Consider the following 23,576-nt stretch of genomic DNA (forward strand, 5'->3'; position numbering starts at 1 on the left):
AAATAGCCATCCACCAGTGTTGCAAATGCCAGAAACCGCCGAACCTTACCTGGCCTTCTGAGTTATGGATGCGGCAGTCTGCCTGATCTGCGCTCCAGTAGGCTGAAAACGAACTGCCGCCAACGAAAAATGGGAACCAGCCCGGGGCGGTTACTGCCACGCAGGTCAAGTTCGGCATTCTCAAAGAACGTCGGCTTGATGTAGTCATTGTCTTTTTCCCTAGAAACTGTTGTTCTGCGCGTGTTCCAGGTCCTCGCTGCGCGGGTCCCCGTCCTCGAGGGTTTCCTGTCTGGCGCTGTCGCTGCCGTCGGTTTCCCAGCGCGGGCGCGGCACCGAGGCCAACAGGGTCTGGGTGTAGGGGTGCTGCGGGTTGTTCAGCACCGCGCCGGTCGGACCGCTCTCCACGATGGCTCCGTTCTGGACCACCAGCAGCTCGTCGCAAATTTCCCCGACGATCGCCAGGTCGTGGCTGATGAACAGCACCGCGACGCCGCTTTCCTTGCGCAGCTTGTTGACCAGATCAAGCACCTGCGCCTGCACCGACACGTCCAGCGCGCTGGTCGCCTCGTCGAGCACCAGCAGGCGCGGGCTCAGGGCCATGGCCTTGGCGATGGCAACGCGCTGCCGCTGGCCGCCGGAAAGCTTGCGCGGGTAGAGGTTTGCGTGCTTTTCCTCAAGCCCCACGGATTCAAGCAGTTCCTTGATGCGGGCCTTCATGGCCTTGGCATCGAGCTTGTAGTGCAGCTTCAGGACCGTGGCCAGCGCCTTGGCCGGGGTGAGCCGGGAATCCAGGGACTGGTAGGGATCCTGGAACACCATCTGGACGCGCGAGGCCGTCTTCAACCGGCGTTCCTTGGCGCTCCCGCCCTTGACCTCGCCACCTGCCACCGTCATCTCACCGGTGTCTGCGTGTTCCAGGCCGGCAACGATGCGTCCGAGGGTCGATTTTCCCGAACCGGACTCGCCAACGACGGCCAGGCCGCCACCGGCCGGAATGGCCAGTGACACGGATTTCAGAGCCTCAACCGACGGCTGCCCGTGGATGTGATACGTCTTGGAGACGTTGTCCACGCTCAGCACGGGGGCCTCGGCGGACTCCGTGCGGTGTGCTCCGGCCTTCGGGGCACCCTGCATGCTGGGCGTTGCCGCAACGAGCTTCTTGGTGTATTCCGAGACGGGGCGTTCGAAGACCTGGCGGGTCTCGCCGTGTTCCTGGACCACGCCGTGGCGCAGCACGTAGGTGCGGTCGGCAATCGACGCGGCCAGGGCCAGGTCGTGGGTGATGAAAAGCATGCCCATGGAGCGCTCGGACACGGCGTCGGAGAGCAGCTGGATCACCGCCGCCTGGGTGGTGACATCCAGGGCAGTGGTCGACTCGTCACAGATCAGCAGTTCCGGGTCGTTCATCAGGGCGCCGGCGATCATGACGCGCTGCAGCATGCCGCCGGAGAACTCGTGCGGGTACTGCTTCATGCGGGCCTCTGGATTGCTCAACCCCATGGAACCGAGCAGTTCCACGGCCCGCGCCTCGAGTGCGGCCTTGTCGGCACCCGGCACCTGCATCATCGGCTCGATCAGGTGGGCACCGAGGGTGCGCACCGGGTTGATCGACGAGCGCGGGTCCTGGAAGACCATGGCCGCCCGGGTGCGGCGCATGGCGCGCAGCTCGGCCGGGGAGGCCTTGAGGACCGGGACGCCCTCGAGCTCGATCTCGCCGGTGACGTCGGCAGAGGAAGGCAGCAGGCCCAACACGGCGCGGGCCGTCAGCGACTTCCCGGATCCCGATTCGCCAACCAGCGCCACGGTTTCGCCGCGCGCGATGTGCAGGGAAACCTTGTCCAGCAGCAGGGTCGAGCCCCCGGGCTGGTTGATCTCGATGCTTAGGTCAGAGACGTTTAAGAGGTTCATGCGAAGGGATCTCCCAGCTTGTCTGATAGCCAGCCACCAACGGTGTTCACTGCCACGACAACGAGCACCACGGCCACCGCCGGGATGAGTGCGGGCATGAAGTTTCCACTGACCAATGCTGTCTGGCCTTCATTGATCATGTTGCCCCAGTCGGCCTGCGGCGCCTGGATGCCGAGACCCAGGAAGGACAGGGCGGCCAGCTCGACAAGCACGTACCCGAAGTTCTGCGTGGCCTGCGAACCGACCACGCCCAGCACGTTGGGCATCACGGCCCGGGTGGCGATCCATGGTGCGGAGAACCCCTGCACCTTGTATGCGGCCACATACTGGCGGTTCTTTTCGGTGGCAACGAGTTGCCGGGTCAGCCGCCCGATGTACGGGGTGTAGGCAATGGACATGGCCAGCACGGGTGCCACCAGTCCCTTGCCGAAAAGTGCCACGGCGAGGATCGCCAGCAACAGGCCCGGGAACGCGAGCACGATGTCGAAGACGCGGCTGATGATCGCATCGACCTTGCCGCCGGCCCAGCCGGCCCACAAACCGATCAGCAGGCCCAAGATCGAGGAAAGCAGGACCACAAACGCCGGACCGGCCAGCGCGGTGCGCGATCCGTGGATCATGCGCGAGAAGATGTCGCGGCCCAGGGCGTCGGTGCCCAGCCAGTGCTGCGGCGTCGGCCCGGAGTTGACCCTCAACAGGTCGACCGCGGACGGCGGATACGGCGCCACCAGCGGGGCAAGGACGGCGGTGAGCAGGACCAACGCCAGGAAGACGCACGAGATGATCAGCCCCCACCGGCGGTTTTTCAGGCTCAGGCGCTTGATCGGCAAACGCGGAGCAACTTGGATGGTCATCGTGCCCCTTCCCCCGCCTTCAGGCGTGGATCGATAACGGGACCCAGGAGGTCAACCAGGGTGTTGATGGCTACGAATGCGGTGACGACGATCAGCACGATCGCCTGCACCACGGGGAAGTCCAGGCGGTCCACGGAGGAAACCAGCAGGGAACCCAAGCCGGCCAGGCCGAAGGCCTGTTCCACGATCGCGGAGGACACCAGGAGGCCGGCAACCAGCAGGCCGGACACCGTGAGGATCGGGCCGGTGGCGTTGCGCAGCACGTGGCGGATGACAACCGCAACCGGAGTGATGCCGCGGGAACGGGCAACCTCGACGTGCTCGCGGGCGAACTGCTCTACCATGGCCGAGCGGGTCACCCGCCCCACCACTGCGATGAACGAGAGAGCCAGCGCCAGGGACGGAAGAACCAAGTGGTACACCATGTCCCAGAACCCGGTTCCCGACCCAAAGGACGGGAACATGCCAAGCTGCACCGCGAAGACGGCAATCAGGACAATGGCACCCACGAACGACGGGATGGCAGCAAGGCCCGACATGGAGGCCACGATCGCCCGGTCGGCCCAGGTGCCGCGCAACAACGCGGCGGCGATGCCCGCGGCCAGGCCGAGGATCGCGATCATCGCACCGGCCATGACCACCAGGCCCAGGGTGACGGGCAGGCGGTTCAGGATCACGTCGGTGACGTCCTGGCGGTACTGCAGCGAACGGCCGAAGTCGCCCTGCAGCACGCCGGTGATCCAGTTCCAGTACTGCTCCAACGGGGGTTTGTCCAGGCCGTAGATGGCCGTGACTTCCGCGATGGCCTCCGGGTTGGGGCTGCGCCCGCGCAGCAGGAAACTGATCGGGTCGCCCGGCACCAGCCAGCGCGAGAAGAACACGATCACCGAGGAAACGAACACGGTGAAGAGGAATGCGCCGATCTTTCCGGCCGCGAGTTTCAGTGCCGCGCCCGCCTGGCGCGGGGGCTTGGTTGCCCCCGGAGCCGGCGGGGTCGCTGCGGCGAGGTTACTTTGCGCCAATTTGGGCCGCCCATGGGTAGTACAGGTAGTTCACCGACGGTGAGGCACCCGTGATCTTGTTGTTCATCCAGATATTGCTCGGGCTCTCGTAGAGCGGCAACCAGGGAAGTTCCTTGTTGGCAATCTTTTGCGCTTCGACCGCCTTGGCCATGCTCTTGGCCGGGTCGGTGCCCTGCAGTCCGGCGTTCGTTGCCTTGTCGAACTCCGGGTTGGCCCAGGAGCCGTAGTTGGAGAAATCCCCGGTGCGCAGGATGCTGAACATCTCCAGCGGGTTCGCCGTGGAAAGGTACCAGTTGGTGTAGAACAGGTCGGTTCCCTCGCGGGCCGCCGGATCCGAGAAGAGCGAGGTGTACGCACTCGGGGTCACCGTGTTGATCGTGGCCTTCAGGCCGATCGACTCCGCTGCGGCGGCGGTGGCCTGGGCCACCACCGCGAAGGCGTTGCCCATCGGCGCGGTGGTGATGGTGATTTCCTGGCCCGCGTCAGGCAAATCGTTGCTATGGCCAAGGAAAAGGCTCAGGCCTGAGTTTCGGGGTGCAGTCGGCCTGCGAACGTCGAATGTCTCGCCCACGGAAACGCCCTCCGCACAGGACGCCGAGGCCTCCTGGCCAGAATCACACAAACGCCGCCGCCTGGCCTCGACTGTTGCCCGACGCTGCCGGGTTGGCACTATTGCAGGCCCGAGTTCGGGCATCCATCCATTCGAGCACCCCTGCCCAATGCCCGAGCTTCGGATCAATGGCGCCAATGTGGTCCATCGCCGCATGCTCCTGGATCTCAATTTCGGAACGCGCCGCCAGGGCAGCGGCCACAAAGTCGCGTGAGTGTTCAACGGGCACTCGATCGTCTTGCACGCCATGGACCACCAAAACGGGGGCCGTCAGCGGCAGCTGGTGGATTGGTGAGGCTCCGCGGTACGTGGCCGGTTCCGCGTTCCCGAAGTACTCGGACACGGCGCCGTCGCCCAGTCCTTCGGCTCGCGTTCGGGTAATGTCGGTCAACGGTGCCAGCGCGACCACCGCATCAACACCCGCGTTCGCCAGCAATGCCAGTTGCCCGCCCACCGAATGGCCGATGGCGATGCGCGGGCCGCCTGCCCACTGGCTGTTGGCGAGCGTTTCGATGGCGAGTGCCACGTCTTCGGCGGGCTCGGGCCAGGTGCTGTTTTCTGATCCCCGCCTGTATTCGACATTGGCCACTGCCCAACCGCCGTCCAGCAAGTCGGAAACCATCGCGTCCATGAGCGATGCGGTGAAGCGGCTTCGCCAGTAGCCCCCGTGAACAAGGATTGCCAGACCCTTGCTTGTGGTGGTTCCCGAAGGCGCGTGGCACTGGATGTGCTGATCCGGCTCGGGTCCGTAGGTGATGTCGTGTCGGTTCATGGGTTCTCCTCGTTGGCCTTGGGCATTCCGTCGTTCGGCGGGGTTCACACAGGGAATCCGGGCGAAGCACAACGCCCCGCCCGGATCCCGTCGCCGCACCTTGTTGCTAGTTGTCTTGGCCGGCTGCCGACGCTGAAGATCCCACGGCGGCGACTGCTTCGATTTCGATCACGAAATCGCTTTCAATGAGCGACACGACCTGGACGCCGGTGCTGGTGGGCGCGTGGTTTCCAAAATATTTGCGCCTCACTTCCCAGTACTCCTCGCTGACTGTTCGATCAAGCGGGACGGAAAAGTAGGTCACGAGCTTGACCACGTCTTGCAGCGTGGCGCCCTGGCTTGCAAGAACAGCGCTCATCTTCTCGAAAATCTTCTCCGCCTGGCGCACCGGATCACCCGGGGCGTACGCGCTGCCGTCAGGTTCCCGGGCAATCACACCGGCCAGGTAGATGGTGTCGCCGACGCGAATCGCCGGCGAGATCGGCGGCGTCAACGCCGTGCTTGAACCGCCCAAGGTCTTGCTTCCTTCGTTGCTCACAGAGCTTCTCCTTGTATTTTGATCCTGCTTGAATGTCTGGCATGTGGCGCTCCACGGGCGGGCAATCCGTCCACGGAGCGCCGGCAAATACCGAAGTCACATCAGACTCTGCTGGGCTCGCCAATCGCGCAGCCGACGCCGTGCTCGGCCATCCGGGACAGGATCCGGGTGGCCACGGGCTCAAGGTCGTGGATGTAGTCGGGGACGATGATCATGACGCCATCGAGTTCCGCTTCCAGCACCGTGCTGGCGAGCCGGTGAGCGAGCGCTTCGTAGGAGCCGACCATCACGGAGCTCGAGACGGCACTGACCTCTTCGTCGCCGAAGATCTTGGACTTCTCGCCAACGGCCTTGTTGCTGGGGTTCTGCTGGTAGCCGGCCTTGACGTCCGCGACGCATTCGCGGTCCACCCCGGCGTCGAAGTGCTCCAGCAAGGCTTGTGCCTCTTCGTCGGTTTCACCGGGAATCAGGTAGACAAGCCCGAAAGTCTTCAGGTCCGGCTTGCCCAGCTCCCGGGCGGTTTCCTTGGCTTTCTTGGCGGCGGCGAGGTGGCTGGGGTTGTCGCTGGCAACGACAAATGCAACATCGCAGTTTTCGGCGGCGAACTGGAATCCCCTGCCGGAGGACCCGGCGTTGACGATCGGAGGCATCTTCGAGGGCTTCGGTCCCATTGTTGCTTCGTTGGTTTCGAAGAACTCGCCCTTGTGGGTGACGACCGGCTCGCTCCACAGACGCTTGACCACCTGGATCCATTCATCTCCGAGGCGGTAGCGGCCGTCGTGGTCCAAGGCCCCGTCCCACAATCCGACGTGGTTCAGGTCCAGGAAACTGGCGCCCGTGACAAGATTCAGTCCGACCCGTCCCGGGCCGATCTGGTCAAGCGTGGTGATCATCTTGGCGATCGTTGCGGGAGGGTAGACCGTCATGTGCGCGGTGGCCCACACATTGATGCGGCTGGTTGCCTGAAGCAGCGCCGCGGAGGTCGTCAGCGATTCCAGGGAAACCATCCAGTGCTCGGATGGCCCCTTGCGTCCGCGCCAGATGGCCGGGCTGAGGACGAAATCGAATCCGATCTCCTCTGCATTGCGGGTGACTTCCAGAACGTGGTCGAACGTCCCGGGCGTATGGGGGGCGTTCGAAGAGTGGATCCATCCGTTCTTTCCGACAGGGATGAACACTCCAACATCAATTGTCTTTTGCATTTGCGCTCCTTGCTTGTTCGAAACAGATAAGTCAGCAGAGAATGGTGATCGGCCCGAACCCGGATTCAGATCGATCCCGCGAAAACCAGGTTCCCTAGCTGCCCGCCGACAGCTCCTGGGGAGCCAAGGTGCCTTCCGTTGCGGCGGGGCCGGCCTTTCGCTGAGACATGCTCAAGGCAATGACCGCGACCGCCGACAGCACCAATGCTCCGGCGAATAGCGGGAAAATGCTTTTCGCGGCCCAGCCGCCCGAAATCAGGTATCCGACCAGAATGGGTGCGGCGATCGACACCAGGCGTCCGCTGCCGATCATCCAGCCCGTCCCCGTGACTCGGGCTTGGGGCGAGTAAAGCTCTGGCGAAAGTGCGTAGAATCCGGCAAGTCCGGCGGTGGTGAGCAGGCCCAACACGAACGCCACGCCAATTGCCGGCGCCGACAGGTGCATGACTTGCGCGAACACCACAAAGCTGACTGCAGCCGCGAAAAGGGTGATGGTCAACAGGATTCGGCTTCGGATGAAAACGGCGACGAGGCCGAAGACCAGGCAACCGATGATGCCACCGAAGTTCACGATGGTTCCAACCGTCACACCCAGCGATTTGTCGCCGGAAGCCGTGGCCATGATCTTCGGTGTCCACGTGTTGGCAAAGTAGTAACCGCTGGTCAGCAATCCGTAACCAACCCACAGCATGATCGTTCGGAACCCAGCGGAACCGGCAAAGACCTCCTTCACGACACCCTGGCGCGTTTGCTGCAAGGGGACTGGCGGAAGCTCATCGATTTTCACCTGGCCCATCGACCCGAGGAGTGCATTGATCTTTTCCATGGCGTTTGCCGGGCGCTTGTTGACCAGGAAGTCTAGGGACTCCGGAAGCATCTTCAGCGAGGCGATCAGCAACAGCGCAGACACCACCGCACCGACAATAAAAATCGACTGCCAGCCGAATCGCGGGATGAAGAGACCCGCAAAGATGCCACACAATGTTGCTCCGATGCCAAAGCCTGCGGCATAGATGCCCATCACGGTTCCCCTGCGCTTGTCCGAGGAGAACTCCGCGACCAAAACGTTCAGGGTGGCCGTCATGCCGCCGACACCGATTCCGGTAATGATGCGGAACGCTATCAGTTGAGGCACATCGGTGCTTAACAACGCCCCGACCATTCCGATGGTCACGATGCCCATCCCCAACAGCGCGAGTGGGCGTCGGCCGATTCGATCGGCCAGCGGAGTGAGGAAAATGGATCCTGCCGCCATGCCAATGAGGCCGGCACTCAGCAGGTATCCAAGTGTCACCGGGTCGATGCTCCACTCCGCCGACAAGGCAGGAGCCGCGAAGGCCATCACCGCCACGTCGAAACCGTCAACGAGCACCAAGACGAGTGCCAATGCGACCGTCCGATTTTGAAACCAGGTCATTTTGGACTGGCGGATGTTTGCAAGAATGTCCATGCTGTGCTTTCTCATTTCTTACTACGATGCAGTGAGAGGGAAATGAGAGACCCGGCGATTCGGAAATACCGTCACACATGTCAGAATGTGTGCAATCACTGAGGTCTCTTGGCACAACCGAGGTCTTGTGGCTCGGCGGCAGGGCAACGGCTTACGCTGCCCTGAAATAGCAGTCAAAACCCCGTCGTCGATACGCAGATGCAAGCGAGGCTACGGCTACACATGAGAATCTATCAGATTTTTGTCGACGGTCAATAGATCGCGATAGCTCAATATTTGCGGGCTCGACTAGGTTTTTCGGAGCACGACGAATCGACCCGGAGAGCCGCGTGGACGACTCCGGGCCGATTCGTTATCCGTTACTCACTCGATGACAGCTATGCCATCAATCTCGATGACATAGTCATCGTCAAACAGGGCAGCAACCTGCACTCCGGTGCTCGTTGGCCGGTGCTCGCCGAAGGCGCGACGTCTGACGTCCCAGTGCTCCTCGCTGACCTGGCGATTCAGCGGGATGCTGAAGTAGGTGGTCAGCTTGACCACATTTTGCAACGAGGCGCCTTCCTCGGCGAGCAGCTCCGCCATGATCTCAAAGATCTTTTCCGCCTGCCGAATGTGGTCGCCCGGGGCGTGTGCGTCACCGTTTGGCAACATTGCCACCTGGCCTGCGATATAGATGGTGTTGCCAACCCGCAGTACGTCCGCTATCGGTGCTTCTTGCACAAATGCACCTGAATGCTCTGTTGTCATTTCGCTCCCAGCTCCTTCCAAGTTCATTGCTAGCTCGCCGCTACCGCGAACTCGGTTCCGACATTGCTGGAAACGCCGAATTGCTCAAGGAGTGGGAACAGCTTCTGCGAAACGGCATCCAGGTCCTTGATGTAATCCGGAACAATGATCAGGACGCCGTCCAGGTCCGCTTCGAGCACCGTGTTGGCAATCCGTCGGGCCAGGGATTCGTATGAGCCGACCATTGCGGAATCCGGAACTGCGTCTGACTCGTCGTCGCCAACTACCTTCGAGAGTTCGCTAACATCCTTGTTGCTCGGGTTCTGCTGGTATCCGGCCCTGACATCGTCCACGCAGATCGAGTCCACGCCGGCATTGAAGTGCTCGAGCAGCGCCTGGGCTTCCTCGTCGGTCTCCGCGGGAACAAGCTGCATGAGACCAAAGGTCCTCACAGCGGGCTTGTTGAGCTCCTTCGCGATGGACTTCGCCCGCTTCGCAGACTCGATGTAGATGGGTTCGTCGCTTGCCACGACGAAAGCGATATCGCAGTTTTCTGCGGCAAACTTCAATCCCCTGGGCGAAGACCCCGCGTTGACCAAGGTGGGCATGACAGACGGCTTGGGGCCCATGGTCCCCTCGTTGGTCTCAAAGAACTCACCCTTGTGGGTAACAACCGGTTCGGTCCAAAGTCGCTTCACGAGGGAAATCCACTCATCCCCCAGCCGGTAGCGGTCGCCGTGGCTAAGTTCTTCTTTCCACAAGCCGACGTGGCTCAGATCGAGGTAGCTGGCCCCGGTCACCAGATTGAGACCAACCCGGCCCGGTCCAATCTGGTCCAGGGTCGTAATCATTTTTGCGATGGTCGCCGGCGGGTACACCGTCATGTGCGCGGTGGTCATGACCTTGATCCGCTCCGTTGCCTGCAAAAGCGCGGCCGAGGTGGTCACCGATTCCAGAGAAACCATCCAATGCTCAGACGGCCCCCTGAGCCCTCGCCAAATTGCCGGACTGAGCACGAAATCGTAACCCCATGCCTCGGCCTTTTTCGTTACCTCGAGAACATGGTCGAAGGTTCCCGGCGTGTATGGCGTGTTCATGGAATGGATCCAACCGTTCTTGCCTACGGGAAGGAAAACTCCGACTTCAATCTTCTTGTTCATTACTCCACTTTCAGATGGGACGACCATAGGTCAATTCCGAATGACAGATGTTTGGGCCAATCCCTCGCTTCAGGCCTGCACGAAGCACGGAACCCGAATGTCGCAGAGAGCCAAATGAACATCCAAATGTGATTGGACATGGCTATCGACGCAACGCAGGATTGGTGAGGCTCGCTGGCTCCGCAAGGCGAAACCGCTCAAAAGCCGGGGGGCAGAGTTAGTCGACCCCACTCGTTTCCGGTACAGGGCTCATACCCAACTCGAAAAACAAGGGCGCACAGTTCAACCAAGGGCAACCCACGGGTGGGCGCTACGGACATCTTTCCTTGGACCACCGAATTCTTGTGCAACGGTGGAATCGCAACGGCTTACGATGCGTGTCAGCTTGAATCCGCCCCAATGCGTGACATGTGGCGCGAATCACCAGCTGTTCGGAAAATCTATCACACCACTTCGAACGGTCAAGGCGTTCACGCATCGTCGGCAAATCTGCGCCGACGGACGGCGGCTCGCAAATCACCTCGGCGCGCCATTGCGCTCGGACGCGGCCGCGGGCCTCTTGCTCGATTCCCGATTGACTCGACGCAATCCAAACCCATTTTCCATGCACCCCGCAGAATGCTTGACCCGTGGCGATCTGTACTTTAGAGTACTTTTCACTTGATGTGACTCGGGCAACAATTGTCTTTGAATGTCGCATCTGGTCGCAGCGTAAGCCGTTGCGGGAACATCGGGTCACAAAATCTCGGTGATATCAGGAGACGCGCAGAGATACACGCGCCTGGTTCCGGTATTCGGCAATCTTCGCATTCGTATCTTTCCGTCTCACTTCCTCCGCCAGAGATAGTGAGAATAGTATGCTCAAAATTTCGATTGTTGTTGGCAACCCAAAACCACAATCACGGACGCTCAAGGTCGCTCAAACCTTGGCCGAGAAGCTCTTCGATTCCGTTGAGCACCAAGTTGAAGTCATTGATCTCGCGGACTACGCCGAAGAAATCTTCCGGTGGCCCAATGACAACCTGGCTTCACTGAACGCCAAGGTCGCAGCTAGCGATGTCGCCATCTTTGCTTCGCCGACATACAAGGCGACCTATACCGGCCTACTCAAGGCATTCCTGGATCGATACCCCGCCAACGGACTTGCTGGAGTCGTTGCAATTCCAGTGATGACCGGGGCCGATCAGACGCATTCGTTGGGGACCTTCACCTTCCTCCCCGTATTTGCCGAACTAGGAGCAATCGTCCCAGGACGCGGCTTCTACTTCGTGACATCGCAGATGGATCGACTCGATTCCCGTGTGCAGGAAATTGTCGATGAATATTCCGGAAACTTCACTCGCCTGGCTCATGTGGGCGCATTTGCGACGACAAAGAATGGAAATTCTTTGTCCGTTGAAGACATCGAAAACATTGAAGGACTAGTGAAATGACAACCATGCAGGGACTCGAAGGCGTCCAGCTCGGTAGCGCCGTAGACCAGAAGCTCTTCCGCACCACGCTCAGCAACTATGCCTCCGGAATCACCATCATCAGCGGCACGAATGGTGATGAACCCGTTGGCTTTACCTGCCAGTCGTTCTACAGCGTATCGGTTGAACCGCCGCTCATTTCCTTTAGCGTAATGCTTACCTCAACCACGTATCCCAAGATCCGCGAATCAGGCAAGTTTGCCGTGAACGTACTCGCCGATTCGCAGCAAGATATTTCCAACCAGTTTGCCCGCAAGGGTACCGACAAGTGGGCCGGAATTTCCTGGCGTCCGACTCGTAGGAACAACCCCGTGATCGAAGACTCTCTCATGTGGCTTGATTGCGACATCGTCTCTGAGCACGTGGCCGGCGACCACTACATTGTGGTGGGCCGCGTCAACGAAATGAGTCAGGAGGAATGGCACGCAAAGGCCCCCTTGCTGTTCTTCAAAGGACAGTACAGGGGTCTCAGTAGCTAACCCCACGGCTTTCCACTCAAAGCCTGTTGCAGCCTCCGGACGTTGGCGTCTGGAGGCTGCAACAGACCCTCAGGGCAGTGTCCACCCGACTTGCTACAGTCGGCGGATTTGTCCGCCGACTTCATGCCCTGCTGTTCAACCAGCGGCTCTTTGCATGCAGTTTTGCTACCACTCACGCACCAAGAAATTTAGCTTGATCTAGGCACATTCAATCGCAATTGTTTTATTCGACAATCGAGCTGCCCTAACTTCTGGAGAACCTTATGGTAAAAAAAGCAATATCCGGAACACTGTTCATGGCCTTGGGGATTTTCGCTCTCTCGGCCTGCTCCGGCGCCGAACCTGGCGCCGCAGGGACCGCACCCGAAAAGCCAGCTTTTGAATTGACTTCGACCACTCCAAAAGCGTCAAATGAACTCGATAAATTCACGTGGTCAACATATGCTGAACCATCGACATTAGATTATGCATATGCATTCGACTACGGAGACAATCAAGTTCTTTCGAATATTTGCGAATCCCTGTTGCGGCTCAACTCTGATTTGACGATCTCGCCGGGACTCGCAACCGCCTTTGAAAACAAGACTCCCACCACCTGGGTCTACACTATCCGTGATGACGTAAAGTTCCACGACGGTACGACTCTCACCGCCGACGACGTTGTTGCGTCACTTAGTCGACATATGGATTCAGCGGTCGGCTCATATTGGGCGGCTTCGTTCGCCAACGTCACTTCGATCAAGAAGACCAAAGACAACGAAGTCACCATCACGACGAATACTCCCGACTCGCAAGTTAATCTTGCTTTGTCCGGGGCGCCCGGGGTGATCGAATCTGCATCAACGCTGCGCAAGTCGGGCGCTGATTACGGCAATTCGACCACAGGGGTCAATTGCACGGGGCCATTTGAGCTTGCCTCGTGGAAAAGCGGTGAACGGCTCACACTCAAGCGCTTTGAGAGCTACTGGGACAATGAGCTGAAGGCCAAGTCCAAAGAAGTTGAGTTCATTTTCATGCCCGATCCCAGCGCGCGCATGAACGCTTTCAAGTCGGGGGAAGTCGACGGCGGCTGGTTGATTCCCAGCAACGCCGTCGCCGAATTGAACGCTTCAGGCGCCGGCCAGGTCTATTTCGGCAAGAACACCGTCGTCAACTCGCTGGTTGCGACGAATCCGGACGGGCCGTTGGGCAAGCCGGAAGTTCGCAAGGCCTTACTCCAGGCCATTGACCGGAATGCCTTGGTCCAAGCTGCAGAAGGAGGGTTTGGCGAACGAACCAACGCCTTGACGCCACATTCAGTCTGGCCGTCGAACGACCCCAAGATTCTCGAATCGGCGTTCGGGAATCTTGAAGATTATCCCTACGACGTCGCTGCCGCGACCCAAGCCATCAAGGAGTCCGGTGTTCTGGGTCAAGAAATCACGATCACCACCACGCCCATGGGCAACGCCCACAATGTCGTTGCCCAGGCCACCGCAGCGGCCGCAGAGTCAATCGGACTCAAAGCCAGAATCAACACGCTGACCCCCGATTCCTACACATCTTTGTTCTCGGATCCGGAGGCCCGCAAGGGAACCGACTTATTCTTCAACATTTGGTACCTTTCCACTCCCGATCCCCTCGAAGTGATGTCGGTTCTGCGTACCGGGGAGTTCAGCAATTACGGGTCCTGGAGTAACCCCGAATTCGACAAGATCGTGACCAAGGCCATTGGAATCCAGGATCCGAAGAAGCGCGCAGAAGAGTCTCTCGGAGCCCAGAAGATCCTCAACGAGGAGATCCCGTGGCTGCCACTCTACGAAACGCCAAACCTCTTGTGGATGAACAACAGGATTACTGGGGCTTCGCCATCGGTCAATTTCCTGTACTACCCCTGGGCCGCTCAGATCGGTGGAAAATAGCACCACCGGCATTTCCGGGGCCCCGGTCGTCCAGCTCCTGCCCGATGAATGCGATTGGCACTCAAAGGGGAACGTCTCCTCGATCAGCGTGAAGGGCGGGAAGCCAAGCTTCCCGCCCTTCACGTTTTCAGCGTCGATACACGGACGCTTTGACCGGAGATCCACCATCCGCCTAGGCTCAGCTCGAATCCCCTGGTTGTGCCTGCCAACACCGCATTTTTGTATTTCGTTGCACCGCGTTCCGGCGGACGGTCGCACGGCGTCGCTTGGCATTCCTTCGGGATCAATCACAGTGGACAACGTCCGAGGGGCCCATTCTGGCCACATGGCCAGGAGGGACCCCTCGGACGGACAAACTATGCGTATTCGGTCACTGTGCGGGTTCCCATGCCATTGAGCATGCGCTCGAGCGCCGTATTTATCTATGCAAGAGGCATGCTGTCTGTGACAAGGCTGTCCAGATCCACCAGCCCCTCCATGTACAGGTCAATGATCCGAGGAAAATCGATGCTTGCTCGACAAGATCCGTATTTTGAGCCGATGTTACAAGGACTTCGCGGGGACCTGGGCTCCCCGGCACTGTCAACCTTTCGCGCGCCAGGGATCTGGGGTGCCTGCCACACTTCGGTACGGAGCAAACCGGTAACCACCACTTGCGCGGTATTTCGTTCGTCGCCGCAAGCACCGGGTTAGTGGCGTCAAGCAAGACCGGGGTAGAGAATGAAGTTAAAGGGGTCCTCCAAAGGCTGTGGAAACATGGATCTGTTGGTGGCAGTGAGATTGAAACTGACCCGTCCGATTGGTCCGTTCGCGCTATGCTGCCTAGTCGCTTGACGAATGCTTCGGCCTCAAACTGCACCCGGCCGATCCGTCCTTTCCGCGGTCCGCCGGTGCCTGAGCATACGTGCCGATCGAAATCCGACCGACTTGTGCCAACGCTAGTCACGGGCGAAGGAAAAGAGGATGGGCGATCCCTGCCGCGGCCGGTGTGGGACCCCTCTCGAAGTTTCAGTTTGCGGAGTCCTCGAAGAAGGCAATGGCCTCGCCGCGATTGGACACCTGGAGCTTTCGATAAATGGCAGTGATGTGGTTTTGCAGCGTCTTGGAAGAAATTCGGAGGTTGCCGGCGATTTCCTTATTGCTCAACCCTCCCCGCATCGCTTCGAGAGTTTCGCGCTCCCTCCGGGTGAGCAGGTCACCCCGGTCCTCTCCTCGACGCCGGGGTACCGATACACTCACGCTTGAGGACTGTGGGGACCGGGAGGTCCCGATGCTGGCCCCAAGTTCCTCGATGATCCCGGCAGCATCGTCACTCGGTGCATACGGATCACTGGGCTGCTGGCGGCCGGTACTGTAGTCCAGACCAATCCAAATCCGGTCGGGTAATGAGTCGAGTTTGATGGTCATGTTGCCATCGGCGACGGCGGCAATCTCTTCTGCCAGACGAACCAGCAGCAGGTACAGCCGCGAGGCCAGGGAGGTAGACAATGTGGAAGGCCAGTTGCCTATTTCCAGCGAGCATTGCAGTCCTCGTTCCTGCGAGAATCGGTCAACTATGCCGGTCCTGACAAGTTCAAGGAAATCGAACTCGTCGTGGTGCAAGCGCTCGGCGCGTTGGGCCAATTCAGCCAGCCCCGCAGCGATGTCAGTCTCCTGCCGTCCGATACCGGGCTCGCCAAATTCAGCCGCGAAGGCATGCAAGTCGGCAAAGTGCTGTTCCCGCTGGCGGGCGAGCGTCCCGGAGAACTGCGACACCAGCGTCCGGAAGTGTCGGGCTCGTTCCTGCCTGAGGTCATGAACCTTCCGCTCCAGCCGGCCCGACTCGATGTATGGAGTGACGATTGCGGAGACCATCTCGAGAAAAGCAACGTCCTCAACCCGAAAAGGTTCGGGCGAGCGTTTGTACATTTCCAGGAGTCCGACCCGCCGCAATCCACGAAGCAACGGGACGCATGCGTAGGCTCGCAGACCCTCGCCGGCGATCATGTCTCGCCCGAGACGCGCAACCGGAAGCAGGTCGGGGATAGAGATCGACTCCCGCAGCGCGTAGACCTGTCCGCCATACCCTTGACCCAGTTTCCATGGACCAAGTGCCTGAGTGAATTTATCCGAGAGCCCGAGGGTGCAATAGACCTCAATCTTCTGGCGCACCAAGTCCGCCAGCGCGATCGCCGCCGCGTCAGCCCCGAGAAAACTTGCCACCTGGGCAAGAACGAACACAACGGAACGTTGGGTATCATCGCTCGACTGCAGGTCATGCGTGATGGAACGCAGCAACTCGAACTGTGTCACCATCCGGGTATCGTCGCTGTCCACAGCGGGGGCCGTGGCAATGGGGTCGATGCCAACCGAGGCCGCGTGCGCCATGCCCAAGCGACCCAGGCGTTCGGTCCCTTCAAGCTCCACTGCCAGTTTCCGGGCCCGATCGATGGTCTCTTCGTTGAAGAGCCGATATCCTCCGGCGCTGCGGACGGGGCTAAGTAGACCTGAATCCTCCCATGAACGCAAGCGCCACTCGGAAACCCCGCTTTCACGTGCTGCGACGCCGATCGTGACAAATCGATTCTTCATGTTTCGAATCCTAAGGTTGACGCATGGTTATCTGAAGGTTCTCACAAGGATCGTTATCCCATCTACACAAATAGGGCTTGAAAGTTACGCCTTCACTAACAGGTTTCCGCCCTGGCGGCCAGCGCGGAAGCCGCCAGCGGCTGCGCTCGCGGCGGGGGCGTTCCTTGGGGTGGCTTGGATGAGCGGTACGGAAAATCACGCTAAGCGGTTCAGGGTTGACCAGATCGTCCTTGCTCTGAACGTATACATTCCCGTAAGGGGATGGCCGTCGCCAAGGCAAAGGGCAAGCTGCGCGGAAAACAACCCAAGCTCTCTAAAGCCCAGGAAGCACACCTGGTTTTCGTGCACCGGGCGGGAACACACACAACTGTCGAAATTGCCGAACTCTTCGGCGTAGCCCGGTCCACCGTTTACCGTGTCATCAAACGCTCCGGAGAGATTGCCGTTTAAGTCAGCGTTCAGCTTTTGGTGCAGTGCAGAGAACATTGGACGTTCAGTTCAGTCGTCGACGGACAGTGGCAGCAAGCAAGCAAGCAAGCAAGCAAACAAGCAAGCAGGCGGGCACTAACCGCTACATTCACCGCCGCTTGATCCTCTAGCGTGAATTTCCGTACGGATCATCCTGAGATCCGGAGTAAAACATAAATCAAAAGGGGAGGGTGATCCAGTCACAGACTGGATCACCCTCCCCTTGTTGCGGTTGTCTTGAATTCTTAGGAGCACAATCTGCCGTTGCTGACGGCAAGGTCTTCGTAGTATTCCTTGGACTGCTCTACATCATTGGCGTAGGGCTTTTCGGAGTAGTGCTGTAGCCGGATCAGTCCTGCTGGCATTCCCGAGCCGGTGAGGATGGCCCGACCCTTGGGCAACGCCGCGAGGTCTGAGGTATCCATCGTCTTTTCGCGTTGCAGCGAGGTAGATACCGAACGCCCGCTCTTGCCGCTGGTGCTTGAGGAACGTTTCATCACGTCCCTATCTCCAATGAGTTGGGAGAGGAATGGCAGGAACTTATCGTCGGAGAGGCCGCGCCCGGCCACACGAATATTCGCAGCTCCCCAAAGCTTGGCCATGCCCTTTTCGCCGTAGGCTTCCACGCCTTGGCTGTAGGACTGGAAGAACGTGGAGACGATGATGCCGCGTGACCCGTAGTGGGAATACACGTCGGGCAGCTCGCGCCAGCGCACCACGTTCGCCGCCTCGTCGAGCACTGCCATCATCGGGGTCTTTAGCCGGCCCCCTGGTTGCGTGGCCGCTGTCTTTTCGGCTTCGGTCATCACCGCCATGACCAATGCGGCCGTAATGGCGCGTGCGGAACCGCCACCTTCCTTGGAGACCAGGTACAGGGTGTCGGTGGAGGTGGCGAATGCCTTGTGGTTGAACTCGGGGCGGTTGGCCCCGTTGTGGCGCAGCCAGGGAACAACTTGCTCGTAGGAGAGCACGTTCACCCACGGGCGCATGGTGCCATACACGCCGTCACGCTGCTTCGGGGTGAGCTTCTGGATCTGTTCCAGCGCCTGGCCCAACGCCACGAATCCACCGTCATGGAGAATATCGCGTGCAGACATATCTTCCGGGTCTTGTGCCCACAGGAAAACATCGGTGATGGGGCGCTTGCCTATCGACGCAGCGAACATCAGGTGCGAGAGCAGGCGCTTACCGTCCGACTCGAAGTAGGCATCTTGCTTGGCCCCGGCATCCGTGGCCGAGGAAACGAACACGTCGGCCAGCTTCTCGGCAGTCTCCATGTCATGAATGAAAGACAACGGATTCCACCACCAGGAACGTTCCTCACCGATGATGCCCTGCACGTCATGCACCCAGACGGTGCCCACGCGGGCGCGCGGCCCCCGGGTCATGTCCACAATGTCCCGCTTATTCGAGGTGGCCAGCACAGGCCCATTGGTTTCGAGGATCTGCGGAATGCATACGCAGGTAGTCTTACCGGCTCGAGGGCCCATCAACCAAATCTGCACCCATTCCCACGAGCCATACAGCGGCTTGCCGTTGTTGACCAGAACCGCCAGGGGAACACCCACCCCGGCTTTTTCAGCGCCGAGACGTTGCATGTCCGCTTTGGCGGCGGCTTCGCCCAGCTCCGCGAAGTCCTTGGAATGAGCCATTTCCCTTGCCAGATGGTCAACGCGCGAGCGGTTCGTGGTGTTGCGCCGGTAAACCACCACCAACATCACCGCGACCGCCACCAGCAGCGACATGCCCAGGGCACACACGAGGACTTGGATGCCTCCGACCGGTGCGTATCCGCGGCCCTGATCCATGAGCAGCTGGATCGGGTTGTTGGAGGTCTGTTCAACGGATGGGTCGAGGATCGCCCCGAGCGTCCACAACATCACGCCCACGATCACCAGGCTTAGGACGCCACCGCCGAACATCCACAGCGCCTCGTCGTTTGCTGGCTGGTTCTTGCGCCCGGAGCGGGGATCTGCACCGATCATGAGCGCACCATTTCCCAAGCGCTGTTGGTGTCGCTGATTTCGAATTCGAGGTCGGTGAGGTTGGTGACGAACGGGGTCCCGGGGTTCTTGCCGATCTTCAAGATGAAGTGCCCGGCGCCCGGACGGCGATCTGCCTTGTTGGTCTTGGGGTCGACCACGGCTTCACCCGTCCAGTCGGTCATCAACGCTTTTTCCTTCGAGGACAGGGCAAAGACCTCTTCAAGGTTGCCCATTTCCGAGGGCGCCAACCCGCCCAGGAACACCATCGAGGAACGCTCCACGAATCCCCAAGCGGTAGCGGTCAAATGCTCCTTGCTCAGGCGCAGGTCGTTCATGGTGTGGGTGATCATGATCTGGCCGATGCCCCGGCCGCGGTTCAGGCGGGTGATCGTGTCAATGAAGTGCACCATGTCATCCGAAGCGCGCAGGATGCGCCACAGCTCATCCATCACCAGGAAGTAGGTGCGGCGCTTGCGCTTGCCGGCACTTGCCAAGTGTTGTTCGGCCGATACCGTGGCAGAGCCAAGATTCCAGCACAAGGACTGGACGGCGGCGACCAACACGCTGTCATTCTCATTCACCCCGGAAATATCGAATACCACCGGAACCCCGGGAATGATGTGCGCGTCCGATGGCTGGGCGAACATGTCCCCGTAGGCCCCGGATGGGCCGAGGTTGATCAGCGCATCCAGCAGGGCTTGCAGGCGCTGATCGTATTCATGGTCATTGTCGTAGGCCAACACGTTCTGACGCAGGATTTCGGGACGCTCACGGATGAAGTCCACCAGGTCCCCGAGCAACGGCGGATTCTGCAGGTTCGGGTCGAGCGCATTGATGGCCACGGACAAGCACGTGGATTCGTGCGGCTTCAAGGGGCGACCGAGCATCATGGAAGCGATGCCCTCCATGAGGGAGCGGCGGCGACTGATCATTTCATTGATCGCAATGTCGCGCGCTTTCTCATCCTCGATCCCGTTCAGGCTGGCCACCAGCGGCCCAAGATCCAACGGGTTCAAATGCCCCTGGCCAGGGGAAAACGTGATGACCTGGCCACCTAAGGCGCGGATATGCGGGACGTAGTCGGGGCGTGAATCGGCCAGGATCATGGGGACCACTCCCCAGGCCGAGAGCACGGCAATCAAGCGGTGCACCAACGAGGTCTTGCCCAGGCCCGGCTGCCCGAGCACAAAAGCGGAGGGGTTGGAAATGATCCCGTTCAGGAACCACGACACCGGATCCCCGGTCACCAACGTGTTGCGCAGCAGGTGGCGACCCAGGGGAACGCCGATGGTTGGGAGGCCGGCACCGTTGACGAAGGGCCAGAACCCGCAGACCTGGACACTGGAGCCTTGGATTTCTACGGGGGGTTCGATGAAGTTGACCGGGCCGCCGCCGCGACGATTCCACCCGGTAGCACCGGGGGCCAGACGGGATTGTGCGCCTTCGGCCATGAGGCGAGCCAAAAGGCCAGGTTCCTTCCGTGGCTTCGGCGCGGCCTTCTTCGCTAACCGTTCGAGCCGTGCCACATCGCGTTTGGTGAGTGTCAGTTGCTCCGGGGCCGGGGTGACTTCTTTTTGGTCGAGCGACATTAGAACCACGTCCTGATTTCGTCGGGAAGCATCATGTGATCGGGAAGCACCACGCCGAGGGGCAACCCCGCCTGGAACGTCACCGCCTGATTCGCGAGGGCCTCGCGCACCCGCAACTTGGCATGGCTGACCATGCCGGGAACCGTTCGATCAAAGCGGCGCAGATCCTCGGCATCCTTGACACTGATGGTCACGATCAGGCCAAAGCGTGTCAAACCCGATCCAAGTGCTTCTTCTTGGGCCGTTTTCTGGGCTGCGGCGAGCCGTTGCCGGGCACGCACCGACACGCGCTGTTGGGAGCCGGAGAACATTGCATCCTTCTGTTCGTTCTCAACCACCGATGAGGTCTGGTCTGCCGGGATGGGCCGGTAGAGCAGGGTCACGCGCTTGCGTAGCGCCCCGGCGCTGGGAGCAGTCAGGCGAGCCAGCGAGTTGGAGGTGAAGGCCCCTCGCGGGCCTTCATACATCGTCCAGCTCTTCGATACGGCCCGGTCATGACGGTAGTGATCGAAGGCATCCAAGGCAAAGGACGGGCCAGCATCTTCCCAGCCCAGGCCGGTGCCGCCATTGGCTTGGGCCTCTTCCACCGCGGCGGCAGTGGTCGGGTCATAGGCGACACGGGTGAAATCAATGATTTCCTGTGCGCCGCACGGGCGAACCGCGCCGGCACCGGTGTTGGCCAATCCCGAGACGATGCCGGGGAGCCTGTTGCCGATTTCTTCGGCCATCTCTTCCATTCCACGATCCCCACCCTTGCCATCGACCTGACGGCCATCAAAGGTGAGGGAAATGCGTGCAACGAGTTCCGGAGCGTTGGAATTATCGGTATCCGCGATTCGCTGCACCACACGCGTGGCGAAGTCCGGTGCATCGTCGCGGTGATTCTCGGCCAGAAGCTTTTGCAGACGCAGACCGGAGTCGAGCGAGGATTCAAGGGTGACGGATGCCCCGCGAATGCCCTCATCCAACCCGCGCTGCGTGAGCCAATTGGCCCAGTGCGCCACCTGGTTATCCACGTCAACCTGATCAATCAGGCTGTCTCCATTGGGGTAGCACTCAAGCACCACCGAATAGTTGTGGTGGCCGCGTGACGATAGCCGGATCAACCCAAACGGATTGCCGTAGGAGTCAACCGACTCGGTGAGCTGAGACTTAGCCATCAAGCCGGGAAGCCGTACCTGGCCATCGGGCGTGAACCCGGCCGGGCCTGAGAGATAGACGTGGGTTTTGGTGGCTACTTTCCTGCGCTGAGCTGCCCGTAACATGATTCTCCCGTAAATCGAACGTCCTTGTTTTTTGGTGACCAACAGCAGCACGACACCGAGAACCGTGATCCCGATGACGATGACCGATGCAAGAATCCAGCCACGCGCCGCCAGCATGATCACGATGAGGATGATCGGAACCAACGCGAGGCTGTGGCCCATGGAAAGCCCCATCAGGCCGGAACGGCGGGGCACCGTGAAGTTTCCAAAAGTATTCGGTTCGATCCGAACATCTGCTTGAGCCATTACTCATCGCCTTCTTCCACTAAACGGTTCGGGTTGGCGCCCTGGGCCAGATGGTTGAGGTCACCCATTTTTTGGGTTGCGGTTGCTGTGCGGCCAGGGGCGCCGGCCCCGGAAGGGCCACCCGCTGAAGGCTGGGGGTTCTGCCCGCTGGCAGGGGCGTTTGCCCCCGACGGGCCGGAACCGGAAGTTGCTGATGAGCCGTTGGAGCTCGAACCGATCGAGCCAGCCCCACCAGGAGTGCCAGAGCGATTTGAAGCCCCAGCGCCGCTGTCTGAGGAAGACGGGCCGCCAGATGCGGTTGATCCGCCGCTTGGTGAGCCAGTTGCTGATGCACCCGTGCTGCTACTCGAGGCCTCGGAGTTGCCCCCCGCACTGGATCCACTGGGCGAATCAGTGCCGCTGATTGTCTGGGAGGCACCGGACCCGCCACCGGAGTTTCCGCCACCGGGACCAGGGGAAGAACCGCCAGGCCCGGTATTGGGGCTGGCGCCGCCAGCAGTGGAACCGCCCCCGCTTGAAGCCGCAGTTGCCCCGGCCCCGGCAGACGCGCCGCGTCCGGCGGTAGCAGCGCCACCGGCAACCGCACCCGCACCGCCAGTGGCGAGCACCGCAGCACCAGCCGCGAGGGTGACACCAGCCCCGAGCGCTGCACCGCCTGAGAATGCGCCAGCGCCGACGCCCGCGGCGGGGACGATGAACTTGATCAAGGCCGGCAATGCCAACGCAGCCAGCAAGAGGATCAACAATGCAATCAATGTTGAGTGCATCGCATCGGTAACGGAGGCTTCTTCCCCGCCAGCGCCGTTGTCGGTGACGAGCATTCGGAAGCCAAGGGAATAAATGCCCGCCGCGACGGGCTTGAAAAGCAGCAACGCGATCAGCCAGCCATTGGCCTTGCGCCAAGCCTGGCGGCCTTGCTCCGAGCCGCTAGCAGCGGCCAACACGACGATGAAAGCGGACAGGATCAGGAACATCACGTCTCGGAAATACATGAACAAGAGGTTGATGATCGCACCAAGCAGCAACAGGATGAACAACAGGAATGCCGTGCCGGGGCTGGCCAGCAATGCCGAACTAGCCGTGAGCATTTGGGTCAGGTCGATCTCACCGCCCGTGGATCTTTCGATGATCCACTTGGAGAACTCATCCGAGGCAGTCAGCAGGAGACCAATGCCGGTTGCGTAGGCGGCGGTTGCCAGGATGAGGTTCACGATCGGTGTCGCTATGCCGATCAGGCTTCCTTTTACATCTTGTGAAAGTACGAGCCTGACCAAGCCGACCAGGAAGCCAAGGATTGCAAACCCTGCCACGTACCAGGACATGTCCGCGCGGAGGCTTAGAACTGCACCGTTGGC

At 60.4% G+C, this 23,576-nt stretch carries 18 protein-coding genes and 1 pseudogene; 4 read left to right on the forward strand and 15 right to left on the reverse strand.

Annotation, left to right across the window (positions count from 1 at the left end; all coding sequences use genetic code 11):
- Positions 1-219 precede the first annotated feature (219 nt).
- The 10 genes from ACFY5D_RS20970 to ACFY5D_RS21015 form a co-directional block, all read right to left on the reverse strand.
- Positions 220-1,908: a dipeptide ABC transporter ATP-binding protein gene (locus tag ACFY5D_RS20970; RefSeq protein WP_387534327.1), complete on the reverse strand. Its 1,689-nt coding sequence runs from the start codon at positions 1,906-1,908 to the stop codon at positions 220-222.
- On the reverse strand, positions 1,905-2,762 hold the full coding sequence (locus tag ACFY5D_RS20975) for an ABC transporter permease (RefSeq protein WP_387534329.1): 858 nt from the start codon (positions 2,760-2,762) through the stop codon (positions 1,905-1,907). The genes ACFY5D_RS20970 and ACFY5D_RS20975 overlap by 4 nt, the downstream gene beginning before the upstream one ends.
- The gene (locus tag ACFY5D_RS20980) at positions 2,759-3,784 is read right to left on the reverse strand and encodes an ABC transporter permease (protein WP_387534331.1); all 1,026 of its coding nucleotides are present in this window, start codon (positions 3,782-3,784) and stop codon (positions 2,759-2,761) included. Before ACFY5D_RS20980 ends, ACFY5D_RS20975 begins: the two co-directional genes overlap by 4 nt.
- The gene (locus tag ACFY5D_RS20985) at positions 3,771-4,274 is read right to left on the reverse strand and encodes a hypothetical protein (RefSeq protein WP_387534333.1); all 504 of its coding nucleotides are present in this window, start codon (positions 4,272-4,274) and stop codon (positions 3,771-3,773) included. The genes ACFY5D_RS20980 and ACFY5D_RS20985 overlap by 14 nt, the downstream gene beginning before the upstream one ends.
- Positions 4,275-4,398: 124 nt before the next feature.
- Positions 4,399-5,166, reverse strand: a complete 768-nt coding sequence (locus ACFY5D_RS20990) for an alpha/beta hydrolase family protein (RefSeq protein WP_387534335.1) — start codon at positions 5,164-5,166, stop codon at positions 4,399-4,401.
- 106 nt (positions 5,167-5,272) lie between these two features.
- A complete protein-coding gene (locus tag ACFY5D_RS20995; RefSeq protein WP_387534337.1) occupies positions 5,273-5,704 on the reverse strand; it encodes a RidA family protein in 432 nt (143 codons plus the stop codon).
- A gap of 101 nt (positions 5,705-5,805) precedes the next feature.
- Complete coding sequence (locus ACFY5D_RS21000; protein WP_387534339.1) at positions 5,806-6,906, reverse strand: LLM class flavin-dependent oxidoreductase; 1,101 nt, start codon at positions 6,904-6,906, stop codon at positions 5,806-5,808.
- A 94-nt stretch (positions 6,907-7,000) separates the two neighbouring features.
- Positions 7,001-8,356 (reverse strand): MFS transporter, encoded by a 1,356-nt coding sequence (locus tag ACFY5D_RS21005; RefSeq protein ID WP_387534341.1) that lies wholly within the window; start codon positions 8,354-8,356, stop codon positions 7,001-7,003.
- 363 nt (positions 8,357-8,719) lie between these two features.
- Positions 8,720-9,106: a RidA family protein gene (locus tag ACFY5D_RS21010; RefSeq protein ID WP_387534343.1), complete on the reverse strand. Its 387-nt coding sequence runs from the start codon at positions 9,104-9,106 to the stop codon at positions 8,720-8,722.
- Positions 9,107-9,135: 29 nt separating this feature from the next.
- Entirely contained in the window at positions 9,136-10,245 is a 1,110-nt protein-coding gene (locus tag ACFY5D_RS21015) for an LLM class flavin-dependent oxidoreductase (protein ID WP_387534345.1), read from the reverse strand.
- A gap of 857 nt (positions 10,246-11,102) precedes the next feature.
- Between ACFY5D_RS21015 and ACFY5D_RS21020 the strand changes: the two genes are divergently transcribed.
- The 3 genes from ACFY5D_RS21020 to ACFY5D_RS21030 all read left to right on the forward strand — a co-directional run bounded on the left by ACFY5D_RS21020 (position 11,103) and on the right by ACFY5D_RS21030 (position 14,097).
- Positions 11,103-11,678, forward strand: a complete 576-nt coding sequence (locus ACFY5D_RS21020) for an NADPH-dependent FMN reductase (protein WP_387534347.1) — start codon at positions 11,103-11,105, stop codon at positions 11,676-11,678.
- Positions 11,675-12,196 (forward strand): flavin reductase family protein, encoded by a 522-nt coding sequence (locus ACFY5D_RS21025; RefSeq protein ID WP_387534349.1) that lies wholly within the window; start codon positions 11,675-11,677, stop codon positions 12,194-12,196. The genes ACFY5D_RS21020 and ACFY5D_RS21025 overlap by 4 nt, the downstream gene beginning before the upstream one ends.
- 263 nt (positions 12,197-12,459) lie before the next feature.
- Entirely contained in the window at positions 12,460-14,097 is a 1,638-nt protein-coding gene (locus ACFY5D_RS21030) for an ABC transporter substrate-binding protein (RefSeq protein WP_387534351.1), read from the forward strand.
- 1,008 nt (positions 14,098-15,105) lie between these two features.
- Here ACFY5D_RS21030 and ACFY5D_RS21035 read toward each other — a convergent pair.
- A complete protein-coding gene (locus tag ACFY5D_RS21035) occupies positions 15,106-16,668 on the reverse strand; it encodes a LuxR C-terminal-related transcriptional regulator (protein WP_387534353.1) in 1,563 nt (520 codons plus the stop codon).
- A gap of 240 nt (positions 16,669-16,908) precedes the next feature.
- On the opposite strand from ACFY5D_RS21035, the pseudogene ACFY5D_RS21040 reads away from it, so the two are divergent.
- Positions 16,909-17,118, forward strand: a pseudogene (locus tag ACFY5D_RS21040) (helix-turn-helix domain-containing protein); the annotation flags it as partial.
- Positions 17,119-17,381: 263 nt separating this feature from the next.
- Here the strand turns inward: ACFY5D_RS21040 and ACFY5D_RS21045 are convergent.
- Genes ACFY5D_RS21045 through ACFY5D_RS21060 form a run of 4 tightly spaced genes read right to left on the reverse strand, consistent with a single transcriptional unit; the run spans position 17,382 to position 23,495 of the window.
- Positions 17,382-19,121 carry a type IV secretory system conjugative DNA transfer family protein gene (locus ACFY5D_RS21045; RefSeq protein WP_387534355.1) on the reverse strand — a complete coding sequence of 580 codons (1,740 nt, stop codon included), beginning with the start codon at positions 19,119-19,121 and terminating at the stop codon, positions 17,382-17,384.
- On the reverse strand, positions 19,118-20,710 hold the full coding sequence (locus tag ACFY5D_RS21050) for a hypothetical protein (protein ID WP_387534357.1): 1,593 nt from the start codon (positions 20,708-20,710) through the stop codon (positions 19,118-19,120). The genes ACFY5D_RS21045 and ACFY5D_RS21050 overlap by 4 nt, the downstream gene beginning before the upstream one ends.
- Complete coding sequence (locus ACFY5D_RS21055; RefSeq protein WP_387534359.1) at positions 20,710-22,221, reverse strand: SCO6880 family protein; 1,512 nt, start codon at positions 22,219-22,221, stop codon at positions 20,710-20,712. The genes ACFY5D_RS21050 and ACFY5D_RS21055 overlap by 1 nt, the downstream gene beginning before the upstream one ends.
- Positions 22,221-23,495 carry a hypothetical protein gene (locus ACFY5D_RS21060; protein WP_387534361.1) on the reverse strand — a complete coding sequence of 425 codons (1,275 nt, stop codon included), beginning with the start codon at positions 23,493-23,495 and terminating at the stop codon, positions 22,221-22,223. The genes ACFY5D_RS21055 and ACFY5D_RS21060 overlap by 1 nt, the downstream gene beginning before the upstream one ends.
- Positions 23,496-23,576: the final 81 nt, after the last annotated feature.

Origin of the sequence: Paeniglutamicibacter sp. NPDC012692 (assembly GCF_042901625.1) — a bacterium.
Lineage (GTDB): Bacteria > Actinomycetota > Actinomycetes > Actinomycetales > Micrococcaceae > Paeniglutamicibacter.